Below are 20,194 nucleotides of genomic sequence, written 5' to 3' on the forward strand. Positions count from 1 at the left end.
GGCGCCGCAGCAGGGCGTGCAGCCGGAGCACCAACTCCTCCAGCGCGAACAGCTTCACCAGGTAGTCGTCCGCCCCTGCCTGCAACCCGGCCACCAGCCCGCTGCGTCATGCGGAGGCTTCGAGGGCGGTGACGTCCATCCGGGACGGGGTGCCCGGGGCCTTGCCGCAGCTCTCGGGGCGGGGCGGCTCGCTCGCGGCCTCGGCGACCGCGGCCCGCCAGCGGCGGCCGTCGGTGTGCGTGACCTCGACCGTCCAGCCGTCGCCGCTGCGGGTCTGGCGCATGGTCAGCGCGTCGGCGGCGCTCTCGCCGGTCAGCTCGCGGACGGCCTGCTCGGCCGCCTGGGAGGGGCGGGGCCAGTACGAGCGGCCGCGGGAGTGGGCGGGGACGGTGTGGCCGGTGGCGGTGGCGGACAGCACCTCCTTGGCGGACTCGGCGGTCAGCCGGCCGTACGCGTAGCCGTGCGGCAGCACCAGCATGGTGGGGGAGAAGCGGTGGCCGCCGAGGTGGGTGACCTCCCAGACCTCGCTGTGGCCGGCCGACGCCAGGTCGGCGGCCAGCGGGCGGCCGAGCAGCGCGCAGCAGCGGTCGCGGCGGCCGTTGGTGCACACCAGGGCGATCGGGCCGCCGACGTGCTCGGCGCCGAAGCCGTCGTGGCGGCCCGCGCCGAGGGCGGCGAAGTCCAGGCCGAGCAGCGCGGCGGGGTCGTCCAGGCGGGCCCGGCGCACCCACGGGTCGGTGGGCGCGGTGTGGGCGACCAGCACCTCGTGCCCGGCCGCGGTGTCGGTGTCGGCGTGCCGGCCGGGCCGGCGGATCAGCGCGATCCGGACGCCGGTGCCCTCGGCCGCCTTCTCCAGGGCCGCCCCGAGCTCCGGGTCGAGGTGGCTGGCGGTGAGCGCCTGTGCGCCCCAGGGGCCGGGCTGTTCGAGCAGCAGCCAGGTGGTGGCGGTGGCGGCGGTGGCGGCCAACGGCTCGGTCAGTTCGCGCGACAGCGTCGTACAGGTGCTCACCTGCCCACCCTATGTCCGAGTGCCCGCCCGGAGCGGGCTGAGCTTCGTCTGCGGAGGGTCGGCCGGGCGACGGATTATGATCAGCTCCATTGCCTGGAGTTGACGTTCTTTTGGGGGAGTCTTGGGGTCGTTCTTCGCGGTCGACGTGGCGGATCTGGACCGCCTGTTGGCAGACCTGCACCGGAGCCAGGGCGAGTTGCGCACCGCGTTGAACGCGATGCGGGACACCGGGCCGAAGACCACCGGCGCCAAGTCCCTGGACCACGCCTGCGACGAGTTCCACGACAGCTGGGACGACGCGATCAAGAAGATCGCCGAATCCACCCAGCAGATCGAGGAGGGGCTGACCATCACCCGGCGGGCCTACGCGGAGACCGACCAGGCGCTGCGCGACATGTTCGGCGGCGGTGCGGCGTGAGCGACACCGCGCAGTTCCCCGCGCTGGGCTTCGACCCGGCGCCCGGAAACCCGGCCAGCGTGGACGAGTTGGTGCAGCGGCTGACCACCGCCGCCGGCGCGCTGGAGAGTGCCCACGGCACCCTGGAACGGCTCACCCGGGCCGGCGGCAGCTGGCGCGGCGACGCGGCCAAGGCCTTCGCCGGCAAGGTCGGCGAACTGCCCGGCCTGCTCCGCGACAGCGACGACGCGGTACGCACCGCCGCCCAGCAACTTCAGGGCTGGCGCGGCCAGTTGACGCACTTCCAGGACGTCGCACGGCGCTACGAGGCGGACGCGCAGGCGGCCAAGCGCCGCTGCGAGAGCTGCGAGCAGCAGCAGGAGGGCGCCCGCTCGCGCTACGAGTCGGCGGCCGGCGCCCCGGCGTTCCGGCTGGCCGGGCGGATGTACACCGACGACGCGCAACTGCGCGAGGCGCAGGCGGAGATCGACGCCGCGCAGCGCGAGCTGAACGCCGCCGGCGAGGAACTCGACGACGCCAAGCGGGCGTTGGGCGACGCCGAGGACGCGTTCCGGGCGATAGTGAAGCAGGCGAAGGAACTGCGCGAGGACCACCTCGACGCGGCCGACAAGGTCGCGAAGGCGCTGCGCCGGGCCAACCAGAACGCGCCGAGCACCAGCATGTGGGACAACTTCAAGGACGCCCTCAAGCGGGCCGGCCACGCCCTCAAGGAGTGGGCCACCAAGCACGCCGACCTGCTGAAGAAGATCGGCGACTGGCTGGGCATCGCCTCCACCATCCTGGGCGTGGCCGCGCTGTGCACCATGTGGTTCCCGCCGCTGTCCGGCGCGCTGGCGCTGGCCGGCGGCGTGCTCTCGGCGGGCGCGCTGGCCAGCCACGGCCTGGCCAAGCTCGGCGGCGCGGACGTCAGCGCGATGGACCTGGTCGGCGACGGGCTGGGCGCGCTGCCGTTCGGCAAGCTGGTCGGCACGGCGGCCAAGCCGGTCATGAAGGTCACCACCAAGCTCGTCCCGAAGATCGAGAAGGTGGCGCTGGAGACCGGCGAGACGGTGATGCGGCAGACCGGCGGGAAGGTCCGGGAGATAGCCAAGAGCCAGATCGTCGACCACATGGGCGACGCGCTGCGCGGTTCGGCGGTCCGGGTCACCGAGATCGGCGCGGAGGGCGCGCTGAAGACCACCTTCAAGGCGCTGCCCGGCATGGGCAACCGGCTGAAGTTCGCCTGGGAGAAGCACGTCGCCGAGTCGGTGTACGGCACGGCGGTCGACACCTTCAAGTCCACCCGGGTCGCCAACCTGCCGGGCCTGCGCTCGATCCCCTCGTTCCAGAACGCGATCCGGGCCGACGGCAGCCTCGACCCGATGTCCTGGTGGAGCCGGGGCATCAACGGGGTGCCCTCGCTGCCGGGCATCGTCACCGGCATCCACGACCAGTTCAGCGGAGGCAACTGATGTACGGCACACCGCCGTTGACCCCGTCGGCGGGGCGGCGCTCGCGGCTCGGGCTGCTGCTGTGGTTCGCCGTGCAGTGGGTGGTGATCCCGGTGGACCTGCTGACCCGCCTGTTGTACGTGCCGGTGCTCGTGGTGATCGAGGTGGTCACCGATCTGGAGTGGCCGGACCGGGGCTGGCTGCGGATGCTGCTGCGGCCGGTGACCAGGTTCGTCGGTCCGGCCCGGCTGGTGCGCGAGTGGGGCGAGGACCAGCGGCTCTGGGACGCCAGGATGAGGAGCATCTGCCGGAGCGCGGCCGCGGCGTACGCGCGCAGGCCGGCGGGGAAGCGGCAGCTGGACGGCTGGGCCGGGCTGCGCTGGGGCGACGACATGTTCACCTTCGTGCTCTCCCCGAAGGACTACCGCGGCGCGCGGCCGGAACGGATCCACGCGATCGCCGCCGAGCACGGCCTGCTGGCCCGCTCCGCAGCCGAGTTCGGCGTCCAACTGTCCCCGGCGGTGACCCGATGAGCAGCTACACCTTCGACGTGCCGGTGCACTTCCACGACCTCGGCATGCACCTCGACGAGCAGCAGCGCGCCGTCCACCTGCGGGAGCTGGCCTGCGAGATATGGGCGGGCGGCACCGAGGCGCAGCGCGAGGGCGTCCAGCAGTTCTACGGCGAGCTGGCCGACGCCGCCGCCGAGGACGGCGCGAGCTACGCCGGGGTGTGCCTGATGGCCACCGAGGACGACCGGATCTCCACCGCGTCGCTGATCGCCCGCAGCGAGACGCTGGAGCCGGCCGCCGACCCGGAGACGGTGATCGAGACCCTGGAGGAGACCCTCTCGCTGAACCCGGCGGCCGACGTGCACCGCACCGAGACCGAGCAGGGCCCGGCCGTGGTCGCGTTCAGCGGCGTCGAGTGGACGCCCGCGCCGGAGCAGCCCGCGCTGTCGCTGGCCCGGGTGGACGTCTACCTGCCGCTGCCCGAGCTGTCCGAGCTGCTGGTGTTCTCGCTGACCACCCCGTCGCTGCCCGACCTGCCGCAGTACGTCGCGCTGCTGTCCGAACTGACCGACACCGTCGAGGTGTTGACGGACGACCCGGTGCCGCTGCCGGTGCAGCGGCCCGGGGAGCGCGCACCGCTGTTCTGAACCCGCACGCGAAACGGCGGGCACCCCCGGGCGTGGGGGTGCCCGCCGTTTCGCGCAGGTCACATCCGGCTGCCGACCGCCGCGACCTGCGCCGGCACCGGGGTGCCGGAGCCGTCGCGGCGCGGGTCGCGCTCGGGCAGGGTGACCGGCCGGCCGTCGGCGGTGGCGCCGAGGGCGGGCAGCGGGCCGGCCCAGGCGAAGGCGAGGCCGTCCTCGCCGCGCAGGAAGCGCTGGCAGCGGACGCCGCCGGTGGCCCGGCCCTTGCGCGGGTACTGGTCGAACGGGGTGAGCTTCCAGCTGGTCTGCTCCTCGCCGGCCAGCGTGCCGGAGGCGGCGGCCACCGAGAGGACCACCGCGTCCTCGGCGGGGTCGACGGCGGTGAACGACAGCACCCGGGCGCCGTCGGCCAGCTTGATGCCGGCCATGCCGCCGGCCGGGCGGCCCTGCGGGCGGACCTGGCTCGCCGGGTAGCGCAGCAGCTGGGCGTCGGAGGTGAGGAAGACCAGGTCCTCCTCGCCGGTGCGCAGCTCGACCGCGCCGACCAGGGTGTCGCCGTCCTTGAGCGCGATCACCTCGAACTCGTCCTTGTTGGCGGGCCATTCGGGCACCACCCGCTTCACGGTGCCCTGCACGGTGCCGAGCGCCAGGCCCGGCGAGGACTCGTCCAGGGTGGTCAGCGCGAGGGCCTGCTCGTCCGTCTCCAGCCGGAGGAACTCGGAGACCGCCGCGCCGCCGGACAGCGCGGTGGTGCCCGGGGGCAGCGCGGGCAGGTCGATCACCGGCAGGCGCAGCACCCGGCCGGCCGTGGTGACCACGCCGATGTCGCCGCGCGCGGTGGCGGGGACGGCGGAGACCAGCACGTCGTGCCGGGCCCGGGACGGCTCCTCGGTGACCGGCTCCAGGTCGAAGGTGCGGGCCAGCAGGCCGGTGGAGGACAGCAGCACCCGGCACGGGTCGTCGGCGACCTCCAGCGGCACCGACAGCGCCGCCGACGGCACCGAGCCGGCCTCCAGCAGCACGGTGCGCCGCTCGGTGCCGAACTGCTTGGCCACCGCGCCGAGTTCGGCCGACACCACGGAACGCAGCTTGGTGTCGGACTCCAGGATCTCGGTCAGCTCGGCGATCTCCTTGAGCAGCTTGGCCTGCTCGGCCTCCAGCTCGACCCGGTCGAAGCGGGTCAGCCGGCGCAGCGGGGTGTCCAGGATGTACGCGGTCTGGGTGTCGGAGATGCCGAAGCGCTCCATCAGCCGCTCCTTGGCCTGCGCCGCGTCGTCGCTGCTGCGGATGATCGCGATGACCTCGTCGATGTCGACCAGGGCGATCAGCAGGCCCTCGACCAGGTGCAGCCGGTCCTGGCGCTTGCGGCGGCGGAAGTCGCTGCGCCGCTTGACCACCGTGAAGCGGTGGTCGACGTAGACCTCCAGCAGCTCCTTGAGGCCCAGCGTCAGCGGCTGGCCGTCCACCAGCGCCACGTTGTTGATGCCGAAGGTCTCCTCCATCGGCGTCAGCTTGTACAGCTGCTCCAGCAGCGCCTCGGGGACGAAGCCGTTCTTCACCTCGATGACCAGCCGCAGGCCGTGCTCGCGGTCGGTGAGGTCCTTGACGTCGGCGATGCCCTGGAGCTTCTTCGCGTTGACCAGGTCCTTGATCTTCGCGATCACCTTCTCCGGGCCGACCGTGTACGGCAGCTCGGTGACCACGATGCCCTTGCGGCGGGCGGTGACGTTCTCGACCGTGGCGGTGGCGCGGATCTTGAAGGTGCCGCGGCCGGACTCGTACGCGTCGCGGATGCCGGACAGGCCGACGATCCGGCCGCCGGTCGGCAGGTCCGGGCCCGGGACGAACCGCATCAGGGTGTCCAGGTCCGCGTTCGGGTGCTTGATCAGGTGCCGGGCGGCGGCCACCACCTCGGACAGGTTGTGCGGCGGCATGTTGGTGGCCATGCCGACCGCGATCCCGGTGGCGCCGTTGACCAGCAGGTTCGGGTACGCCGCGGGCAGCACCTGCGGCTCCTGCTCGGAGCCGTCGTAGTTCGGGCCGAAGTCGACGGTGTCCTCGTGGATCGACTCCACCATCGACATCGCCGCGGCCGTCAGCCGGGACTCGGTGTAGCGCATCGCGGCCGGCGGGTCGTCGTTGCCGAGCGAACCGAAGTTGCCGTGGCCGTCGATCAGCGGCAGCCGCATCGAGAACGGCTGCGCCATGCGCACCACGGCGTCGTAGATCGAGGTGTCGCCGTGCGGGTGCAGACGGCCCATCACCTCGCCGACCAGACGCGCGCACTTGACGTGGCCGCGCTCCGGGCGCAGGCCCATCTCGTTGGCCTGGTACAGGATCCGGCGGTGCACCGGCTTCAAACCGTCGCGGGCGTCCGGCAGGGCCCGGGAGTAGATCACCGAGTAGGCGTACTCCAGGAACGAGCCCTGCATCTCGTCCACGACATCGACATCGAGGATGCGCTCCTCGAAGTCACCGGGCGGCGGGGTGGGCGAACTGCGGCGGGCCATCGCTGCGGGGCTCCCTTGCGGTACTGGGGTCGGACGCGGGCGTGAACGCCCCCCATTGTGGACCCTCGGTGGGACACCACCTGTCACCCGGGCCGCTTCCGCCGCTGGCGAACGCGCCCGATGACCGGACACCTGACGGCCGCTCGGGGCGTTGCACCAGAATGGGGGACGTCACAAGCCCCCGGCCCGGACACTCCGGAACCGACGACGGGAAGGACCCCCGCATGGCCAACCCCGGCCCCGCCAGCGGCCTCGCCATCACCGAACACCGCCTGGCCAACGGCCTGCGCGTAGTGCTCTCCGAGGACCACCTCACTCCGGTCACCGCCGTGTGCCTCTGGTACGACGTGGGCTCCCGGCACGAGGTGAAGGGCCGCACCGGGCTCGCCCACCTCTTCGAGCACCTGATGTTCCAGGGCTCGGCGAGCGTCTCCAACAACGGGCACTTCGAACTGGTCCAGGGCGCCGGCGGCTCGCTCAACGGCACCACCAGCTTCGAGCGCACCAACTACTTCGAGACCATGCCCGCGCACCAGCTGGAGCTCGCGCTCTGGCTGGAGGCCGACCGGATGGGCTCGCTGCTGGCCGCCCTGGACGAGACGTCCATGGAGAACCAGCGCGACGTGGTGAAGAACGAGCGCCGCCAGCGCTACGACAACGTGCCCTACGGCACCGCGTTCGAGAAGCTCACCGCGCTGTCCTTCCCCGGCGAGCACCCCTACCACCACACCCCGATCGGCTCGATGGCCGACCTGGACGCGGCGACGCTGGAGGACGCCCGGGCGTTCTTCCGCACCTACTACGCGCCCAACAACGCGGTGCTGTCGATCGTCGGCGACCTCGACCCCGAGCAGACCATCGCCTGGGTGGAGAAGTACTTCGGCTCCATCCCCGGCCACGACGGCAAGCAGCCGCCGCGCGACGGCAGCCTGCCCGACATCATCGGCGCCGAGACCCGCGAGCTGATCCGCGAGGACGTCCCCTCCCGCGCCCTGATGGCCGCCTACCGCCTGCCGCACGACGGCAACCGCCAGGCCGACGCCGCCGACCTGGCGCTCACCATCCTCGGCAGCGGCGAGTCCTCCCGGCTGTACAACCGCCTGGTCCGCCGCGACCGCACCGCCGTCTCGGCCGGCTTCGGCCTGCTGCGGCTGTCCGGCGCGCCCTCGCTGGGCTGGCTGGACGTCAAGGCCGGGGCCGGCGCCACCATCGAGCAGATCGAGGCCGCCGTCGACGAGGAGCTCGCCCGGTTCGCCGCCGAGGGCCCCACCGCCGAGGAACTCGAACGCGCCCAGGCCCAGATCGAGCGCGAGTGGCTGGACCGGCTCACCACGGTGGCCGGCCGCGCCGACGAACTCTGCCGCTTCGCCGTGCTGTTCGGCGACCCGAAGCTGCTGAACGAGGCCCTGCCGAGGGTCCTCGACGTCACCGCCGAGGAGGTCCGCGAGGTCGCCGCCGCCCGGCTGCGCCCCGACAACCGGGCCGTGCTGGTGTACGAGCCGACCCCCGACGACAGCACCGACGACGACAGCTCCGAGAACGAGGAGGCGGCGGCGTGAGCGACACCCCCGCGCAGGACACCCCCGCGAAGTACGTCCCCGCGATGGACTTCCACCCGCAGCCGCAGCCCGGCACCCCCACCCCGTGGGCGTTCCCGGCCCCCGAGCGGCTCACCCTGGCCAACGGCATCACGGTGCTGCACTGCCACCGCCCCGGCCAGCAGCTGGTCGCCGTCGACATGGTGCTGGACGTGCCGCTCGCCGCCGAGCCCGAGGGCCTGGACGGCGTCGCCTCGATCATGACCCGGGCGCTGTCCGAGGGCACCGACACGCTCACCGCCGAGCAGTTCGCGGCCGAGCTGGAGCGGGCCGGCGCCACCCTGGACTCCAACGTCGACCACCCGGCGCTGCGGGTCTCGCTGGAGGTCCCGGCCTCCCGGCTGGAGCGCGGCCTCACCCTGCTGAGCGACGCCCTGCGGGTGCCGGCGCTGCCCGAGGAGGAGATCGAGCGGCTGGTCGCCAACCGCCTCGACGAGATCGTCCACGAGCAGGCCAACCCGTCCCGGCGCTCCGCCAAGGCGCTGTACTCGGCGCTGTTCGCCGAGTCCGACCGGCTGTCCCGGCCGCGGGCCGGCACCACCGAGACCGTCAAGCGGATCGACCGGGCCGCGGTGAAGGCGTTCTACGACGCCCACCTGCGCCCGTCCGCGGCCACCGCCGTGGTGGTCGGCGACCTCACCGGCGTCGACCTGGCCGCGCTGCTGGAGTCCACCCTCGGCCGCTGGAGCGGCGAGCGGGTCGAGGCGTCCGTGCACGGCGCGGTGACCGCCGACGACAGCGGCCGGGTGATCATCGTCGACCGTCCCGGCTCGGTGCAGACCCAGCTGCTGATCGGCCGGATCGGCCCGGACCGGCACGACCCGACGTGGGCCGCGCAGGTCCTCGGCATCTACTGCCTCGGCGGCACCCTCACCTCCCGGCTCGACCGGGTGCTGCGCGAGGAGAAGGGCTACACCTACGGCGTCCGGGCGTTCGCCCAGCCGCTGCGCTCCGCCGCCGACGGCTCCGGCCGCGGACTGCTGGCGATCAGCGGCTCGGTGGACACCGAGTCCACCGCGCCCGCGCTGCAGGACACCTGGACCATCCTGCGCACGCTGGCCGCCGAGGGCCTGACCGACGCCGAGCGCGAGGAGGCCGTGCAGTTCCTGGTCGGCGTCGCGCCGCTCAAGTACGAGACGGCCGGGTCGGTCGCCGCCACCCTCGCCGACCAGGTCGAGCAGTACCTGCCGGACACCTACCAGGCCGAGTTCTACCGGCAGTTGACCGAGCTCGACACCGACGCGGCGACCCGCGCCGCGGTCGCCGCCTTCCCGCCGGACCGCCTGGTCACCGTGCTGGTCGGCGACGCCTCGGTGATCGCCGAGCCGGTCAAGGCGCTCGGCATCGGCGACGTCACGGTCGTCGCCAACTGACGTCCTGCTGCGAGGGCCCGGCGGAGTGTCAGCTCCGCCGGGCCCTCGGCGTTTTTTATTGCGTTGCGCGCTGTCGGTGCGGCGTGGGTAGATGTCTTCCGGCCGGGCGGGAGGCGCGCGGTCATGACGAATGCGGGAGGAGGCGGTCACCATGCGGGTCGAGCCACGACGACGCTCCCCGAGGCTGCCCTTCTGTCTTTCGTACCGATCTGCCTGAGCAGCCCCCGCGCAGCACCGTCCGCTGCCCGCGGCCCCGCCCTGCCGGGCCGCCCCCGAACTTCCCCGCCGCCGCACCGGGCGTCCTCGTGCGGCACCCTTGAACTCAGCGACCCAGGAGGTCGAACCCTTATGTCGTACACCGAGATTCCCGGCGTCCGGGTCCCGATCCGGATGTGGACCGATCCGGCCACCGTCGAGGGCCAGGCCCTGGAGCAGCTGCGCAACATCAGCACGCTGCCCTGGCTGCACGGCCTCGCCGTGATGCCGGACGTCCACCTGGGCAAGGGCGCCACCGTCGGCTCCGTCATCGCCATGAAGGGCGCGGTCTGCCCGGCCGCCGTCGGCGTCGACATCGGCTGCGGGATGACGGCCGTCAAGTCCTCGCTGACCGCGAAGGACCTGCCCGACGACCTGTCGCACCTGCGGCACCGGATCGAGCAGGCCATCCCGGTCGGCCGCGGCCTGCACACCGACCCGGTCGACCCGGGCAAGCTGCACGGGCGGTCCACCGCCGGGTGGGACGACTTCTGGCAGCGCTTCGACGGCATCGCCTCCGAGGTGCGCTGGCGGCGCGAGCGGGCCGCCCAGCAGATGGCCACCCTCGGCGGCGGCAACCACTTCATCGAGCTGTGCCTGGACGACGACGGCGCGGTCTGGCTGATGCTGCACTCCGGTTCGCGGAACATCGGCAAGGAGCTCGCCGAGCACCACATGACGATCGCCCGCGGGCTGCCGCACAACCAGGGCCTGATCGACCGCGACCTCGCGGTGTTCATCGCCGACACCCCGCAGATGGCCGCCTACCGCTCCGACCTGTTCTGGGCGCAGGAGTACGCCAAGCACAACCGGGCGCTGATGATGGCCCTGCTGCAGGACGCGGTCCGCCGCGAACTGCCCAAGGCCCGGGCCACCTTCGGCGAGATGATCTCCTGCCACCACAACTACGTCGCCGAGGAGCGCTACGACGGCGTCGACCTGCTGGTCACCCGCAAGGGCGCGATCCGGGCCGGCTCGGGCGAGTACGGCATCATCCCCGGCTCCATGGGCACCGGCTCGTACATCGTGAAGGGCCTCGGAAACGCCGCCTCCTTCAACTCGGCCTCGCACGGCGCGGGCCGCAGGATGAGCCGGACGGCGGCCAAGAAGCGCTTCACCGCGAAGGACCTCGCCGAGCAGACCGCGGGCGTCGAGTGCCGCAAGGACGCCGGAGTGGTCGACGAGATCCCCGGCGCGTACAAGCCGATCGAGAAGGTCATCGCCCAGCAGAAGGACCTGGTCGAGGTGGTCGCGCACCTCAAGCAGGTGATCTGCGTCAAGGGCTGAGGGCCGCCCGGCGGCCGGCGGGCTCGGCTCGGCGCAGCCGTTCCTCAGGCCGCCGGGAGCTCGTCGAGGCCTTCCCGGACCATCTTGGCGACGCGGTCGAGTGCCGCGTCCGCGCCCTCGGCGGTGGCGGAGAGGACGACGGTCTCGCCGCCCTCCGCGCCGAGGGTGAGGAGGCCGAGCATGGAGCCGGCGTTGACCGGGGTGCCGTTCTCCTTGGCGATGGTCATCGGGACGCCGGTGGAGGTGACGGCCTTGACGAAGACGGAGGCGGGACGGGCGTGCAGGCCCTCGGCCCAACCGATGGTGACGCGGCGCTCAGCCATGATGAGGTGCCTTTCGAGGTGGTGCAGGGTGGTGCACATGTTGTCTAGACCAGTGTTGCACGACAGTGCCCTGGCGGCCCGGCGGCGAGCAGCAAGCCTGCCGTGACCGGCCGGGCCTGCGCCATCAGGCTCGCCGAGGGCTACCCTGACGACCGTGGAGCACGACACCGTCAAGCACGCCATGGCTCGTGAAGAGGCCGAGCACGGTTATCCGCAGCACTGGGAGGCCGATGTCCTGCTGCGTGACGGGGGCACGGCCCGGATCAGACCGATCACCGCCGACGACGCCGACCGGCTGGTGGAGTTCTACGAGCAGGTCTCGGACCAGTCGAAGTACTTCCGCTTCTTCGCCCCGTACCCGCACCTGTCGGACAAGGACGTGCGCCGCTTCACGCACCACGACTACGTGAACCGGGTGGGCCTGGCGCTGGTGGTGCGGGACCGGTTCATCGCCACCGTGCGGTACGACCGGATCGACAAGGCGGGCATGCCGTCCACCACCGGCACGGACGCCGAGGTGGCGTTCCTGGTGCAGGACGCGCACCAGGGCCGGGGCATCGCGTCGGCGCTGCTGGAGCACATCGCGGCGGTCGCGCAGGAGCGCGGCATCCGCCGGTTCACGGCCGAAGTGCTGCCGGAGAACCGGAAGATGGTGAAGGTGTTCACCGACGCCGGCTACACCCAGCGGCGCAGCTTCGCCGACGGCGTGGTGCACCTGGAGTTCGACCTGGAGCCGACCGCCGCCTCGCTCGCGGTGATGCGGGCCCGCGAGCACCGCGCCGAAGCCCGGTCCGTGCAACGGCTGTTGACGCCCCGTTCGATCGCCGTGATCGGGGTGTCGCGCAACCCGCAGTCGGTCGGCCGGGCGCTGCTGCGCGACATCCGGGCGGGCTTCGACGGTCCGGTGTACGCGGTGAACCGCACCGTCGAGCCGGGCACCCTGCTGGACGGCGTGCCCAGCTGCCGGTCGGTCCTGGCGATCCCCGGCCCGGTCGACCTGGCGGTGATCGCGGTGCCCGAGCCGGCCGTCCCCGCCGTGGTCGCCGAGTGCGGGGCGCACGGCGTGCAGGGCCTGGTGGTGGTCACCGCCGGGTACGCCGAGACCGGCCCGGACGGGCGCGACCGGCAGCGGGCGCTGGTGCGCCAGGCGCGGGCCGCCGGCATGCGGGTGATCGGCCCGAACGCGTTCGGCCTGATCAACACCGACCCCGAGCACCGCCTGAACGCCTCGCTCGCCCCCGTGCTGCCCGAACGCGGCCCGTTCGGCGTGTTCTGCCAGTCCGGCGCGATCGGCGTCGCCCTGCTGGAGGCCGCCCACCGGCGCGGCCTGGGCCTGTCCTCGTTCGCCTCGGTCGGCAACCGGGCGGACGTCTCCGGCAACGACCTGCTCCAGTACTGGGAGGAGGACGACGCCACCGACGTGGTGCTGCTCTACTTCGAATCCTTCGGAAACCCGCGCAAGTTCACCCGGATCGCCCGCCGGCTCGCCGCCGCCAAGCCCGTGGTGGTGCTCAAGGGCGCCCGGCACACCGGCAGCCTGCCGCCCGGCCACGCCGTGCAGCCCGCCGCCACCCGGCTGCGCGACGCCACCGTGGACGCGCTGTTCCAGCAGGCCGGCGTGATCCGGGTGGACACCATCACCGAACTCTTCGACACCGGCGAACTGCTGGCCGGCCAGCCGCTCCCGGCCGGCGGCCGGGTCGCCGTCGTCGGCAACTCCGACTCGCTGGGCCTGCTCACCTACGACACCTGCCTGACCGCCGGCCTGCGCCCGCGCACCCCTGTCGACCTGACCACCGGCGCCAGCGGCGAGAACTTCCGGATCGCCCTGGACACCGCGCTCAGCGACCCCAAGGTGGACGCCGTGATCGCCGTCGCCATCCCGCCGATCGGCGTGCAGGGCCTCCCGTCCGCGCCCGAGCTGGTCGAGGACGCCCCGGAGATCGCCCAGGCCCTGCTGGACGCCGCCGAACGCGGCCGGGAACTCGGCAAGCCGCTGCTGCTCGCCCACCTCGCACTGCCCGCCCTGGTCGCCCGGCTGCGGGTCGGCGGAGTGCCCGCCTACCCGGCCCCCGAACGCGCCGTCCACGCCCTCGCCGACGCCGTCCGGTACGCCAAGTGGCGCCGCCGCACCGTCGAGGCCGAGCAGACCGCCCGGGTGCCGGAACTCGACGGCGTGCACGAGAACGCCGCCCGCGCCCTGGTCGAACAGGCCCTGGGCAGCCGCGAGGCGGTCGCCGCCCGCCTGCAGTCCGGCGGAGCCCGGGTCACCCTGCCCGACCTGGACGCCGCCGCGCTGCTCGGCCACTACGGCATCACCGTCAGCCCGACGCTCGCCGCACCCGACGAGAGCGCCGCCGTCAAGGCGGCGGCCACGCTGGGCTACCCCGTTGCGCTGAAAGCCACCGCCGAACACCTGCGCCACCGGCCCGACCTCGGCAGCGTCCGCCTCGACCTCACCAGCGAGGCCGAGCTGCGCCGCGCCCACCGCGAACTGGACGCCCTGCTGGGCGGTGCCGCGCAGGCCGAACTGGTCGTCCAGCGCCTCGCCCCGCGCGGCGTGGACACCGTGATCGGCGCCGCCGTCGACCCCGCCGTCGGCACCATCCTGTCCTTCGGCCTGGCCGGCGCCCCCGCCGAACTGCTCGGCGACGTCGCCCACCGCCTGGTCCCCGCCACCGACCGGGACGTCGCCGAACTGATCAGGGAAGTCCGCGCCGCACCCCTGCTGTTCGGCTGGCGCGGCGCCGAAGCGGTCGACACCGGCGCGCTGGAGGAACTGCTGCTCCGGGTCTCCCGCCTGGTCGACGACCTGCCCGAGGTCGCCTCCGTCGACCTCGAACCCGTGGTGGTCGCCCCGCACGGCCTCACCGTCCTCGGCGCCCGGGTCCGGATCGCCCCGTTGCCGGTCCGCACCGATCTGGGACCGCGCGCCATGAGCACGCTGTAACCTTGCGTGGTTGCCCGCCCGGCAGGAACGGGCAACCCCCGGGCCCGGCTTCGAAGGACCGGGAGACCCCGGCGCAGTGCCACCCGCCGGACCGGCGGGACATGCCAGGATGGAGATATGGCGAAGACCGGTACCACCACGCAGGACCTGCGGTCCGCGATCGAGCGCAGCGGCTACTATCCGGCGCTGGTCTCCGAGGCGGTGGAGGCCGCGGTGGGCCCCGAGCCGATCAGCTCGTACCTGGTGCACCAGGAGACCACCTTCGACGCGAACGAGGTCCGCCGGCACGTCACCGTGCTGGTGCTCACCCCGTCCCGCTTCGTGGTCAGCCACACCGACGAGCAGAACGGCGACGCGGCCACGCCCGTCCCCTACGCCACCACCTCCACCGAGACGGTCCGGCTGGACCGGATCAACTCCGTGGTGATCAGCCGCATGGTCGCCAACCCCGAGACCTACACCCCCGGCACCCTGCCGCGCGAGGTCGTCCTCACCATCGGCTGGGGCGCCGTGCAGCGCCTCGACCTGGAACCGGCCGGCTGCTCCGACCCCAACTGCGAGGCGGACCACGGCTACACCGGCTCCGCCACCGCCGACGACCTGTCGCTGCGGGTCAGCGAGGCCGGCGACGGCCCCGAGACGGTCGCCCAGGCGCTGGTGTTCGCCCGGGCGCTGTCCGAGGCGACCGTGGCCAACGGCTGAGCCCGGTATGCATCACGGCTACGACTCGTTCCATCCGCTCGACCCGGCCGACGCCCCGGCGCCGCGCTACGGCTGCGCCGCCCTCTCCGACCTGCTGCCCACCCTGGCGGCAGGCCTCGGCGTGCCCGGCTACCGGCCGGTGCTGCCGCTGGAGCCCGCCGACCGGGTCTGCGTGTTCCTGGTCGACGGCCTCGGCTGGGAGCTGATCCGCCGGCACCCCGACTGGGCGCCGTTCCTCAACTCGCTGACGGCCGCCGGCACGCCGATCACCGCCGGGTTCCCGTCCACCACCGCCACCTCGCTGGCCTCCGTCGGCACCGGCCTGCCGCCCGGACAGCACGGCCTGGCCGGGTACACCGTGGCGATCCCCGGCCGCGGCCAGCTGATGAACCAGCTGCGCTGGCAGCCGCACGTGGAGCCGCACGACTGGCAGCCCCACCCGACCGTCTTCGAGCAGGCGCACCTCGCCGGCGTGGCCACCGCCCAGGTGTCCTCCCCGCTGTTCGCCACCACCCCGCTCACCCAGGTCGCGCTCTCCGGCGGCACCTTCCTCGGCCGCACCACCGGCGAGGAGCGGATGGACCGGGCCGCCGCCTGGCTCGCCGAGCACGACCGTGCCCTGGTCTACACCTACCTCAGCGAACTCGACGCCGCCGGGCACCGCTTCGGCGTCGACTCCGACGAGTGGCGGCTCACCCTGTCCACCGTCGACCGGCTCGCCCGCCGCCTCGCCGAACAGCTCCCGCCGCGCTCCGCCCTCTACGTCACCGCCGACCACGGCATGATCGACGTCACCCCGGAGAACCGGATCGACTTCGACGAGGACTGGGAACTCTCGGCCGGCGTCGCCCTGCTCGGCGGCGAGGGCCGCGCCCGCCACGTGTACGCCCACCCCGGCGCGGCCGGCGACGTGTACGCGGTGTGGAGCGAGGTGCTCGGCGAGCAGATGTGGGTCGCCACCCGCGAACAGGCCATCGCCGCAGGTTGGTTCGGCCCCCGGGTCGACGAACGCGTCCACCACCGGATCGGCGACGTGGTGGCCGCCGCCCGCGACGACATCGCGATCATCGCCAGCCGCAGCGAACCCGGCGAGTCCCAGATGGTCGGCCTGCACGGCTCGATGACCCCCGTCGAACAACTCGTCCCGCTGCTCGAAGTCCGTGGCTGAGACCGGCCCGTCAACCACCCACGCCCGAAAGGCTGACGCTCCACCCATGGCTGAACTGGTGTTCTTCTCGGGCACGATGGACTGCGGCAAGTCCACCCTCGCCCTCCAGATGGACCACAACCACACCGCGCGCGGCCGGCAGGGCATCATCTTCACCCGCCACGACCGGGCCGGCGCCGCCACCATCTCCAGCCGCCTCGGCCTGCGCGCCGACGCGGTCGAGGTCGGCGACGCCTTCGACTTCCAGGCCTACGTGGTCAACCTGCTCTCCGCCGGCGGCAAGGTCGACTACCTGATCTGCGACGAAGCGCAGTTCTTCTCCGCCGGACAGATCGACCAACTCGCCCGCATCGTCGACGAGTTGGGCATCGACGTGTTCACCTTCGGCATCACCACCGACTTCCGCACCAAACTCTTCCCCGGCTCCCAGCGGCTGATCGAACTCGCCGACCGGGTCGAGGTCCTCCAGGTCGAGGCCCTCTGCTGGTGCGGCGCCCGCGCCACCCACAACGCCCGCACCGTCGGCGGCGTCATGGTGGTCGAAGGAGCGCAGGTCGTGGTCGGCGACGTCGCCGTCAGGGAGGACGAGATCGGCTACGAGGTGCTCTGCCGCCGCCACCACCGCCGCCGCCTCACCGCAGCCACCGCCCGCGCTGCCGTCCTCTCCCCGGACGTCCTCCCGTTCGAGGGCTGACCCGCCCTCAAGCACGCCACAATGGCAGCATGACCTCGCCGCTGATCACCGTCGCCGAACTCGCCGGCGCGCTCGACACCCCGCACCCGCCGGTCCTGCTCGACATCCGCTGGCAACTCGGCGGCCCGCCCGGCGCCGAGGAGTACGCCAAGGGCCACCTGCCCGGCGCGCACTACCTCGACCTCGACCAGGACCTCGCCGACCCGCCGGGCCGCGCCGGCCGCCACCCGCTGCCCGCGACCGAACGCCTCACCGCCGCGCTGCGCCGCGCCGGCGTCACCGCGACGCGACCGGTGGTCGCCTACGACGCCGGCCCGTCGCTCTCCGCCGCCCGCGCCTGGTGGCTGCTCCGCTGGGCCGGCCACCCCGACGTCCGGGTCCTCGACGGCGGCCTCGCGGCGTGGCTCGCCGCCGGGCACGCCCTGAGCACCGAGGCGCCCGCCCCCGGCGACAGCGACTTCACGGTCGAACCCGGTCGGCTGCCCACCGTCGACATCACCCAAGTCGCGGGCGCCGCACTCCTGTTGGACGCGCGGGCCGGTGAACGCTACCGCGGCGAGACGGAGCCGATCGACCCCCGGGCGGGCCACATTCCCGGCGCGGTCTCGGCCCCGACGACGGAGAATCTCGCTGCTGACGGCCGTTTCCTCCCGGCTGCGGAGCTCGCGTCCCGGTTCGCGGCTCTTGGCGTGACCGAGCCGGCGAAGACGGCGGTCTACTGCGGCTCCGGCGTGACGGCGGCGCACCAGCTCCTCGCGCTGGAAGTTGCGGGGTACGAAGGCGCTGCGCTGTACCCGGGGTCCTGGAGCGAGTGGTCCGCCGATCCGGAGAACCCTGTCGCGGTGGGGTGAGTATTCAGGGGCCCGGGGAACGGCGGGGCCATGTTGCCGGCGGTCGGCGCGAGCGGTTGGTCATGGCTGCGGCGGGCCTTACGACGGAGGCCCGAAACTTACGGAACGCTCAGCGCCCCCATGACCAACCGCAGACTCGACCTCGCCGTTCCCCGAGCCCCTGGTTTCGCGTCCTACTCGGGCTTCTTGCGGCGGGAGCCGAAGACGATCTCGTCCCAGCTCGGCACCGTCGCCCGGCGGCCGGGGCGGACGCCGTCCGCCTCGGCCTGGCGGTCGGTGGCGCCGACCATGCGGTCGCGGTGCGGGGAGACCGAGCGCGGCATGAGGATGTCCGCGTACGCGGAGCCCGCGCCGACGCTGGCCGCGGGGGCGCTGGCCGGCTCCTCGATCTCCTCGGGTTCCTCGGCGGCGGCGGTCTCCACGTTCGGCCCGACCGGGGTCAGGTCGCCGCGGTAGGAGGGGACCACGTCCAACAGGCTGGTGAGGGAATCCCGTTCGGGGGAGACCGCGGCGACCGCCTCGCGGTGCATGATGCGGTCGGCGGAGGGCCGCTCGATCATCGGGCGGGTCGGGCGGTCGTGGGGGAGTCGGGCGATCCGCGGGATGAACGGGAAGACGGAGTCCTCCTCGCGTTCCACGTTCTCGCCGATCAGCGCGCGCGCCTCGTCGTCGTTCGGCTGCACCAGCCGCCGCGGCGGGTCGTACGACCAGGCGGCGCGCCGGTGTTCGCCCTCGGCGCGGTAGGTGAGGATGACTTCCCAGGTGCCGTCGTCGCGGCGCCAGGAGTCCCAGCGTTCGGTGTCCTTCTCGGCGCCGCGCAGCGCGAGGCGCTCGGCGACGGCCTCGCCGAGCTGGGGGCCGGTGGACTCGCCGTGGCGGCGGATCGCCGTCTTGCGGGCCCGCTCGGCCATGAAGGCGCGCTCGGCCAGCACCGGACCCTCGAAGCGACGGACGCGTTCGACCGAGATGCCGGCGGCCTGGGCGACCTCCTCGGCGGAGGCACCGGCTCGTATCCGCGCCTGGATGTCCCGCGGGCGGAGGTGGCTCTCCACCTCGATCTCGATCTGGCCGAGCCGCGGCCGGTCACCCCGGACGGCGGCGCGCAGCCGCTCGTCGATCGGAAGGGTGTACTCCGTGCTGTCGGCAGCCTTGAGCACCAGCCGTGTGCCGTCGTTGCTGACGGCCACGACGCGCAGTTCGGGCACGGTTACCTCCCGGGTGGTGCCTGCCGACGTCACCTGCGTCGCTGCTCCCGTACTGAGTGTGGCCTGCCCGCTGGCGAGTGGCCACAACCTTGCAGAGTTACCCGGCGTGTCGGGCTTTCGCCCGTGCGCGCCGCTGTGGCACGGTTGCCTGTTTGCCACGTCGACGGTCGACATCGCACCCGGGCGCCCGGGCCGTCGTCTGACGGAGTGTCGACAGGCGGGACCGAAGGCTCAGGCTCCACGAACAGTACTCCATTCGTGGCATCCAGAGGGGCGGCTCGCCGTTCAAGTCTCCGGCGAATCATCGGAATCTCCGAAGTGAGCACCCCATTGGGCGGGCGGTGCTCGGCGGACGGTGATCATCTTCACATATATCGCCCGGGAGCAACCGGATTTTCGACCCTTGTGTCCTTCTTTGGGCAAGATGGAGAGACTTGTTCGAAATTCCGACACGCCGACCGAGGGACCGGGATGCCGCAGCAGAGGGAGCAGTTCGCGCACGGAGCGGCCGACGCCGAGGAGAAGGGCGAGCGCAAGCGGCTTGATCTGACGGTTGCTCAGGTCGCGGCGAGCGCTCTGGCGACGGTGGTCGGTGCGGTGCTCGCCTCGGAACTCGGAGTGTACGGAACGATACTCGGTGCGGCCGTCGTCTCGGTGGGGGCGACGACCGGAAGCGCGGTCTTCCAGCACCTGTTCAAACGCACCGGGGAACAACTGCGCAACGTGCGGGAACGCGGCGCCGAATCCGCGCCGGTCGGGCAACCGCGGCCGGTTCCGGCGGGCGGAATCAGCGAGGAGTGGAACGCGCCGCGGCTGGTGCGGGCGAAACGCCGCTGGACGTGGAAGTCGTACGCGGCAGTGTCCGCACTGGTGTTCGCCATTGCGATGGTGCCGATCGTGGCGGTGGAACTCGCCGCCGGAAAACCGCTGCACGACATCACCACCGGCCAGGAGGGCAGCGGCACCTCGTTCAATCCGTCCCGCCCCTCCGGGAACAGCGGCGGCGCCGGCGACGAGGAGCGCGGGAAGGACGAGCCGCAGCGGCCCGCCCCGGCGCAGTCGCCGAGCGCCGAGCCGTCCCGGTCGGGGCCGAGCGACCTTCCCTCGTCCGGGAGTTCCGCCTCGCCGAGCACCTCGGCGCGGCCCTCCGGCAAGCCCGAGCCGAGCGCCTCGCCGAGTGCGGGCGTGTCGCCGGAGCCGTCCGGCGAGGCCCCGGTCGCTCCGGCCGGGGGCCCCTCGCCGGCGGCCGGGGCGGCGGAGTGACG

17 protein-coding genes and 1 pseudogene are annotated in these 20,194 nt (G+C 73.0%); 13 read left to right on the plus strand and 5 right to left on the minus strand.

The genetic code is table 11. The features are described from left to right. Positions 1 to 94, minus strand: a pseudogene (locus tag ACWEMJ_RS26700) (DNA-binding response regulator); the annotation flags it as partial. A gap of 12 nt (positions 95 to 106) precedes the next feature. Further along, positions 107 to 1,009 carry a sucrase ferredoxin gene (locus ACWEMJ_RS26705; RefSeq protein WP_452139672.1) on the minus strand — a complete coding sequence of 301 codons (903 nt, stop codon included), beginning with the start codon at positions 1,007 to 1,009 and terminating at the stop codon, positions 107 to 109. A gap of 121 nt (positions 1,010 to 1,130) precedes the next feature. Between ACWEMJ_RS26705 and ACWEMJ_RS26710 the strand changes: the two genes are divergently transcribed. The 4 genes from ACWEMJ_RS26710 to ACWEMJ_RS26725 are packed head-to-tail and all read left to right on the plus strand — an operon-like array spanning position 1,131 to position 4,016. Next, positions 1,131 to 1,427 carry a WXG100 family type VII secretion target gene (locus tag ACWEMJ_RS26710; protein WP_452139673.1) on the plus strand — a complete coding sequence of 99 codons (297 nt, stop codon included), beginning with the start codon at positions 1,131 to 1,133 and terminating at the stop codon, positions 1,425 to 1,427. After that, entirely contained in the window at positions 1,424 to 2,878 is a 1,455-nt protein-coding gene (locus ACWEMJ_RS26715; protein WP_452139674.1) for a putative T7SS-secreted protein, read from the plus strand. The genes ACWEMJ_RS26710 and ACWEMJ_RS26715 overlap by 4 nt, the downstream gene beginning before the upstream one ends. After that, entirely contained in the window at positions 2,878 to 3,390 is a 513-nt protein-coding gene (locus ACWEMJ_RS26720; protein ID WP_452139675.1) for a hypothetical protein, read from the plus strand. Before ACWEMJ_RS26715 ends, ACWEMJ_RS26720 begins: the two co-directional genes overlap by 1 nt. After that, positions 3,387 to 4,016: a hypothetical protein gene (locus ACWEMJ_RS26725; RefSeq protein WP_452139676.1), complete on the plus strand. Its 630-nt coding sequence runs from the start codon at positions 3,387 to 3,389 to the stop codon at positions 4,014 to 4,016. The genes ACWEMJ_RS26720 and ACWEMJ_RS26725 overlap by 4 nt, the downstream gene beginning before the upstream one ends. 59 nt (positions 4,017 to 4,075) lie before the next feature. Here ACWEMJ_RS26725 and ACWEMJ_RS26730 read toward each other — a convergent pair whose 3' ends face one another. After that, complete coding sequence (locus tag ACWEMJ_RS26730) at positions 4,076 to 6,523, minus strand: DNA gyrase/topoisomerase IV subunit A (protein WP_452139677.1); 2,448 nt, start codon at positions 6,521 to 6,523, stop codon at positions 4,076 to 4,078. Between the two features lie 224 nt (positions 6,524 to 6,747). Here ACWEMJ_RS26730 and ACWEMJ_RS26735 point away from each other — a divergent pair, with 224 nt between their 5' ends. The 3 genes from ACWEMJ_RS26735 (at position 6,748) to ACWEMJ_RS26745 (ending at position 11,036) form a co-directional block, all read left to right on the plus strand. Continuing rightward, on the plus strand, positions 6,748 to 8,082 hold the full coding sequence (locus ACWEMJ_RS26735) for a M16 family metallopeptidase (RefSeq protein WP_452139678.1): 1,335 nt from the start codon (positions 6,748 to 6,750) through the stop codon (positions 8,080 to 8,082). A gap of 44 nt (positions 8,083 to 8,126) precedes the next feature. Further along, complete coding sequence (locus ACWEMJ_RS26740) at positions 8,127 to 9,494, plus strand: M16 family metallopeptidase (RefSeq protein ID WP_452139697.1); 1,368 nt, start codon at positions 8,127 to 8,129, stop codon at positions 9,492 to 9,494. 348 nt (positions 9,495 to 9,842) lie between these two features. After that, entirely contained in the window at positions 9,843 to 11,036 is a 1,194-nt protein-coding gene (locus ACWEMJ_RS26745; RefSeq protein WP_452139679.1) for an RtcB family protein, read from the plus strand. Between the two features lie 44 nt (positions 11,037 to 11,080). On the opposite strand, the gene ACWEMJ_RS26750 is transcribed toward ACWEMJ_RS26745, so the two are convergent. Then, the gene (locus ACWEMJ_RS26750; protein ID WP_452139680.1) at positions 11,081 to 11,359 is read right to left on the minus strand and encodes an HPr family phosphocarrier protein; all 279 of its coding nucleotides are present in this window, start codon (positions 11,357 to 11,359) and stop codon (positions 11,081 to 11,083) included. 181 nt (positions 11,360 to 11,540) lie between these two features. On the opposite strand from ACWEMJ_RS26750, the gene ACWEMJ_RS26755 reads away from it, so the two are divergent. The 5 genes from ACWEMJ_RS26755 to ACWEMJ_RS26775 all read left to right on the plus strand — a co-directional run bounded on the left by ACWEMJ_RS26755 (position 11,541) and on the right by ACWEMJ_RS26775 (position 17,724). After that, complete coding sequence (locus tag ACWEMJ_RS26755) at positions 11,541 to 14,309, plus strand: bifunctional acetate--CoA ligase family protein/GNAT family N-acetyltransferase (protein ID WP_452139698.1); 2,769 nt, start codon at positions 11,541 to 11,543, stop codon at positions 14,307 to 14,309. A gap of 117 nt (positions 14,310 to 14,426) precedes the next feature. Beyond that, positions 14,427 to 15,011, plus strand: coding sequence for a DUF5998 family protein (locus tag ACWEMJ_RS26760; protein WP_452139681.1), 585 nt, complete (start codon positions 14,427 to 14,429; stop codon positions 15,009 to 15,011). A 7-nt stretch (positions 15,012 to 15,018) separates the two neighbouring features. After that, on the plus strand, positions 15,019 to 16,179 hold the full coding sequence (locus ACWEMJ_RS26765) for an alkaline phosphatase family protein (protein WP_452139682.1): 1,161 nt from the start codon (positions 15,019 to 15,021) through the stop codon (positions 16,177 to 16,179). A 46-nt stretch (positions 16,180 to 16,225) separates the two neighbouring features. Then, positions 16,226 to 16,873 carry a thymidine kinase gene (locus ACWEMJ_RS26770; protein WP_452139683.1) on the plus strand — a complete coding sequence of 216 codons (648 nt, stop codon included), beginning with the start codon at positions 16,226 to 16,228 and terminating at the stop codon, positions 16,871 to 16,873. Positions 16,874 to 16,902: 29 nt separating this feature from the next. Next, positions 16,903 to 17,724 (plus strand): sulfurtransferase, encoded by an 822-nt coding sequence (locus tag ACWEMJ_RS26775; RefSeq protein WP_452139684.1) that lies wholly within the window; start codon positions 16,903 to 16,905, stop codon positions 17,722 to 17,724. Between the two features lie 173 nt (positions 17,725 to 17,897). Here ACWEMJ_RS26775 and sepH read toward each other — a convergent pair whose 3' ends face one another. Beyond that, positions 17,898 to 18,962 (minus strand): septation protein SepH, encoded by a 1,065-nt coding sequence (gene sepH, locus ACWEMJ_RS26780; RefSeq protein ID WP_452139685.1) that lies wholly within the window; start codon positions 18,960 to 18,962, stop codon positions 17,898 to 17,900. A gap of 438 nt (positions 18,963 to 19,400) precedes the next feature. Here sepH and ACWEMJ_RS26785 point away from each other — a divergent pair, with 438 nt between their 5' ends. Further along, positions 19,401 to 20,192 carry a hypothetical protein gene (locus ACWEMJ_RS26785; protein ID WP_452139686.1) on the plus strand — a complete coding sequence of 264 codons (792 nt, stop codon included), beginning with the start codon at positions 19,401 to 19,403 and terminating at the stop codon, positions 20,190 to 20,192. Positions 20,193 to 20,194: the final 2 nt, after the last annotated feature.

Source organism: Kitasatospora sp. NPDC004531 (genome assembly GCF_053602195.1).

Excerpts from the sequence above, each read along its gene's own strand:
- ACWEMJ_RS26755 (WP_452139698.1), top strand. The coding sequence starts at position 11,541 with ATGGCTCGTGAAGAGGCCGAGCACGGTTATCCGCAGCACTGGGAGGCC.
- ACWEMJ_RS26770 (WP_452139683.1), top strand. The coding sequence starts at position 16,226 with ATGGCTGAACTGGTGTTCTTCTCGGGCACGATGGACTGCGGCAAGTCC.
- ACWEMJ_RS26785 (WP_452139686.1), top strand. The coding sequence starts at position 19,401 with ATGCCGCAGCAGAGGGAGCAGTTCGCGCACGGAGCGGCCGACGCCGAG.
- ACWEMJ_RS26765 (WP_452139682.1), top strand. The coding sequence starts at position 15,019 with ATGCATCACGGCTACGACTCGTTCCATCCGCTCGACCCGGCCGACGCC.
- ACWEMJ_RS26760 (WP_452139681.1), top strand. The coding sequence starts at position 14,427 with ATGGCGAAGACCGGTACCACCACGCAGGACCTGCGGTCCGCGATCGAG.
- ACWEMJ_RS26775 (WP_452139684.1), top strand. The coding sequence starts at position 16,903 with ATGACCTCGCCGCTGATCACCGTCGCCGAACTCGCCGGCGCGCTCGAC.
- ACWEMJ_RS26725 (WP_452139676.1), top strand. The coding sequence starts at position 3,387 with ATGAGCAGCTACACCTTCGACGTGCCGGTGCACTTCCACGACCTCGGC.
- ACWEMJ_RS26750 (WP_452139680.1), bottom strand. The coding sequence starts at position 11,359 with ATGGCTGAGCGCCGCGTCACCATCGGTTGGGCCGAGGGCCTGCACGCC.
- ACWEMJ_RS26745 (WP_452139679.1), top strand. The coding sequence starts at position 9,843 with ATGTCGTACACCGAGATTCCCGGCGTCCGGGTCCCGATCCGGATGTGG.
- ACWEMJ_RS26735 (WP_452139678.1), top strand. The coding sequence starts at position 6,748 with ATGGCCAACCCCGGCCCCGCCAGCGGCCTCGCCATCACCGAACACCGC.
- ACWEMJ_RS26730 (WP_452139677.1), bottom strand. The coding sequence starts at position 6,523 with ATGGCCCGCCGCAGTTCGCCCACCCCGCCGCCCGGTGACTTCGAGGAG.
- ACWEMJ_RS26740 (WP_452139697.1), top strand. The coding sequence starts at position 8,127 with ATGGACTTCCACCCGCAGCCGCAGCCCGGCACCCCCACCCCGTGGGCG.
- ACWEMJ_RS26720 (WP_452139675.1), top strand. The coding sequence starts at position 2,878 with ATGTACGGCACACCGCCGTTGACCCCGTCGGCGGGGCGGCGCTCGCGG.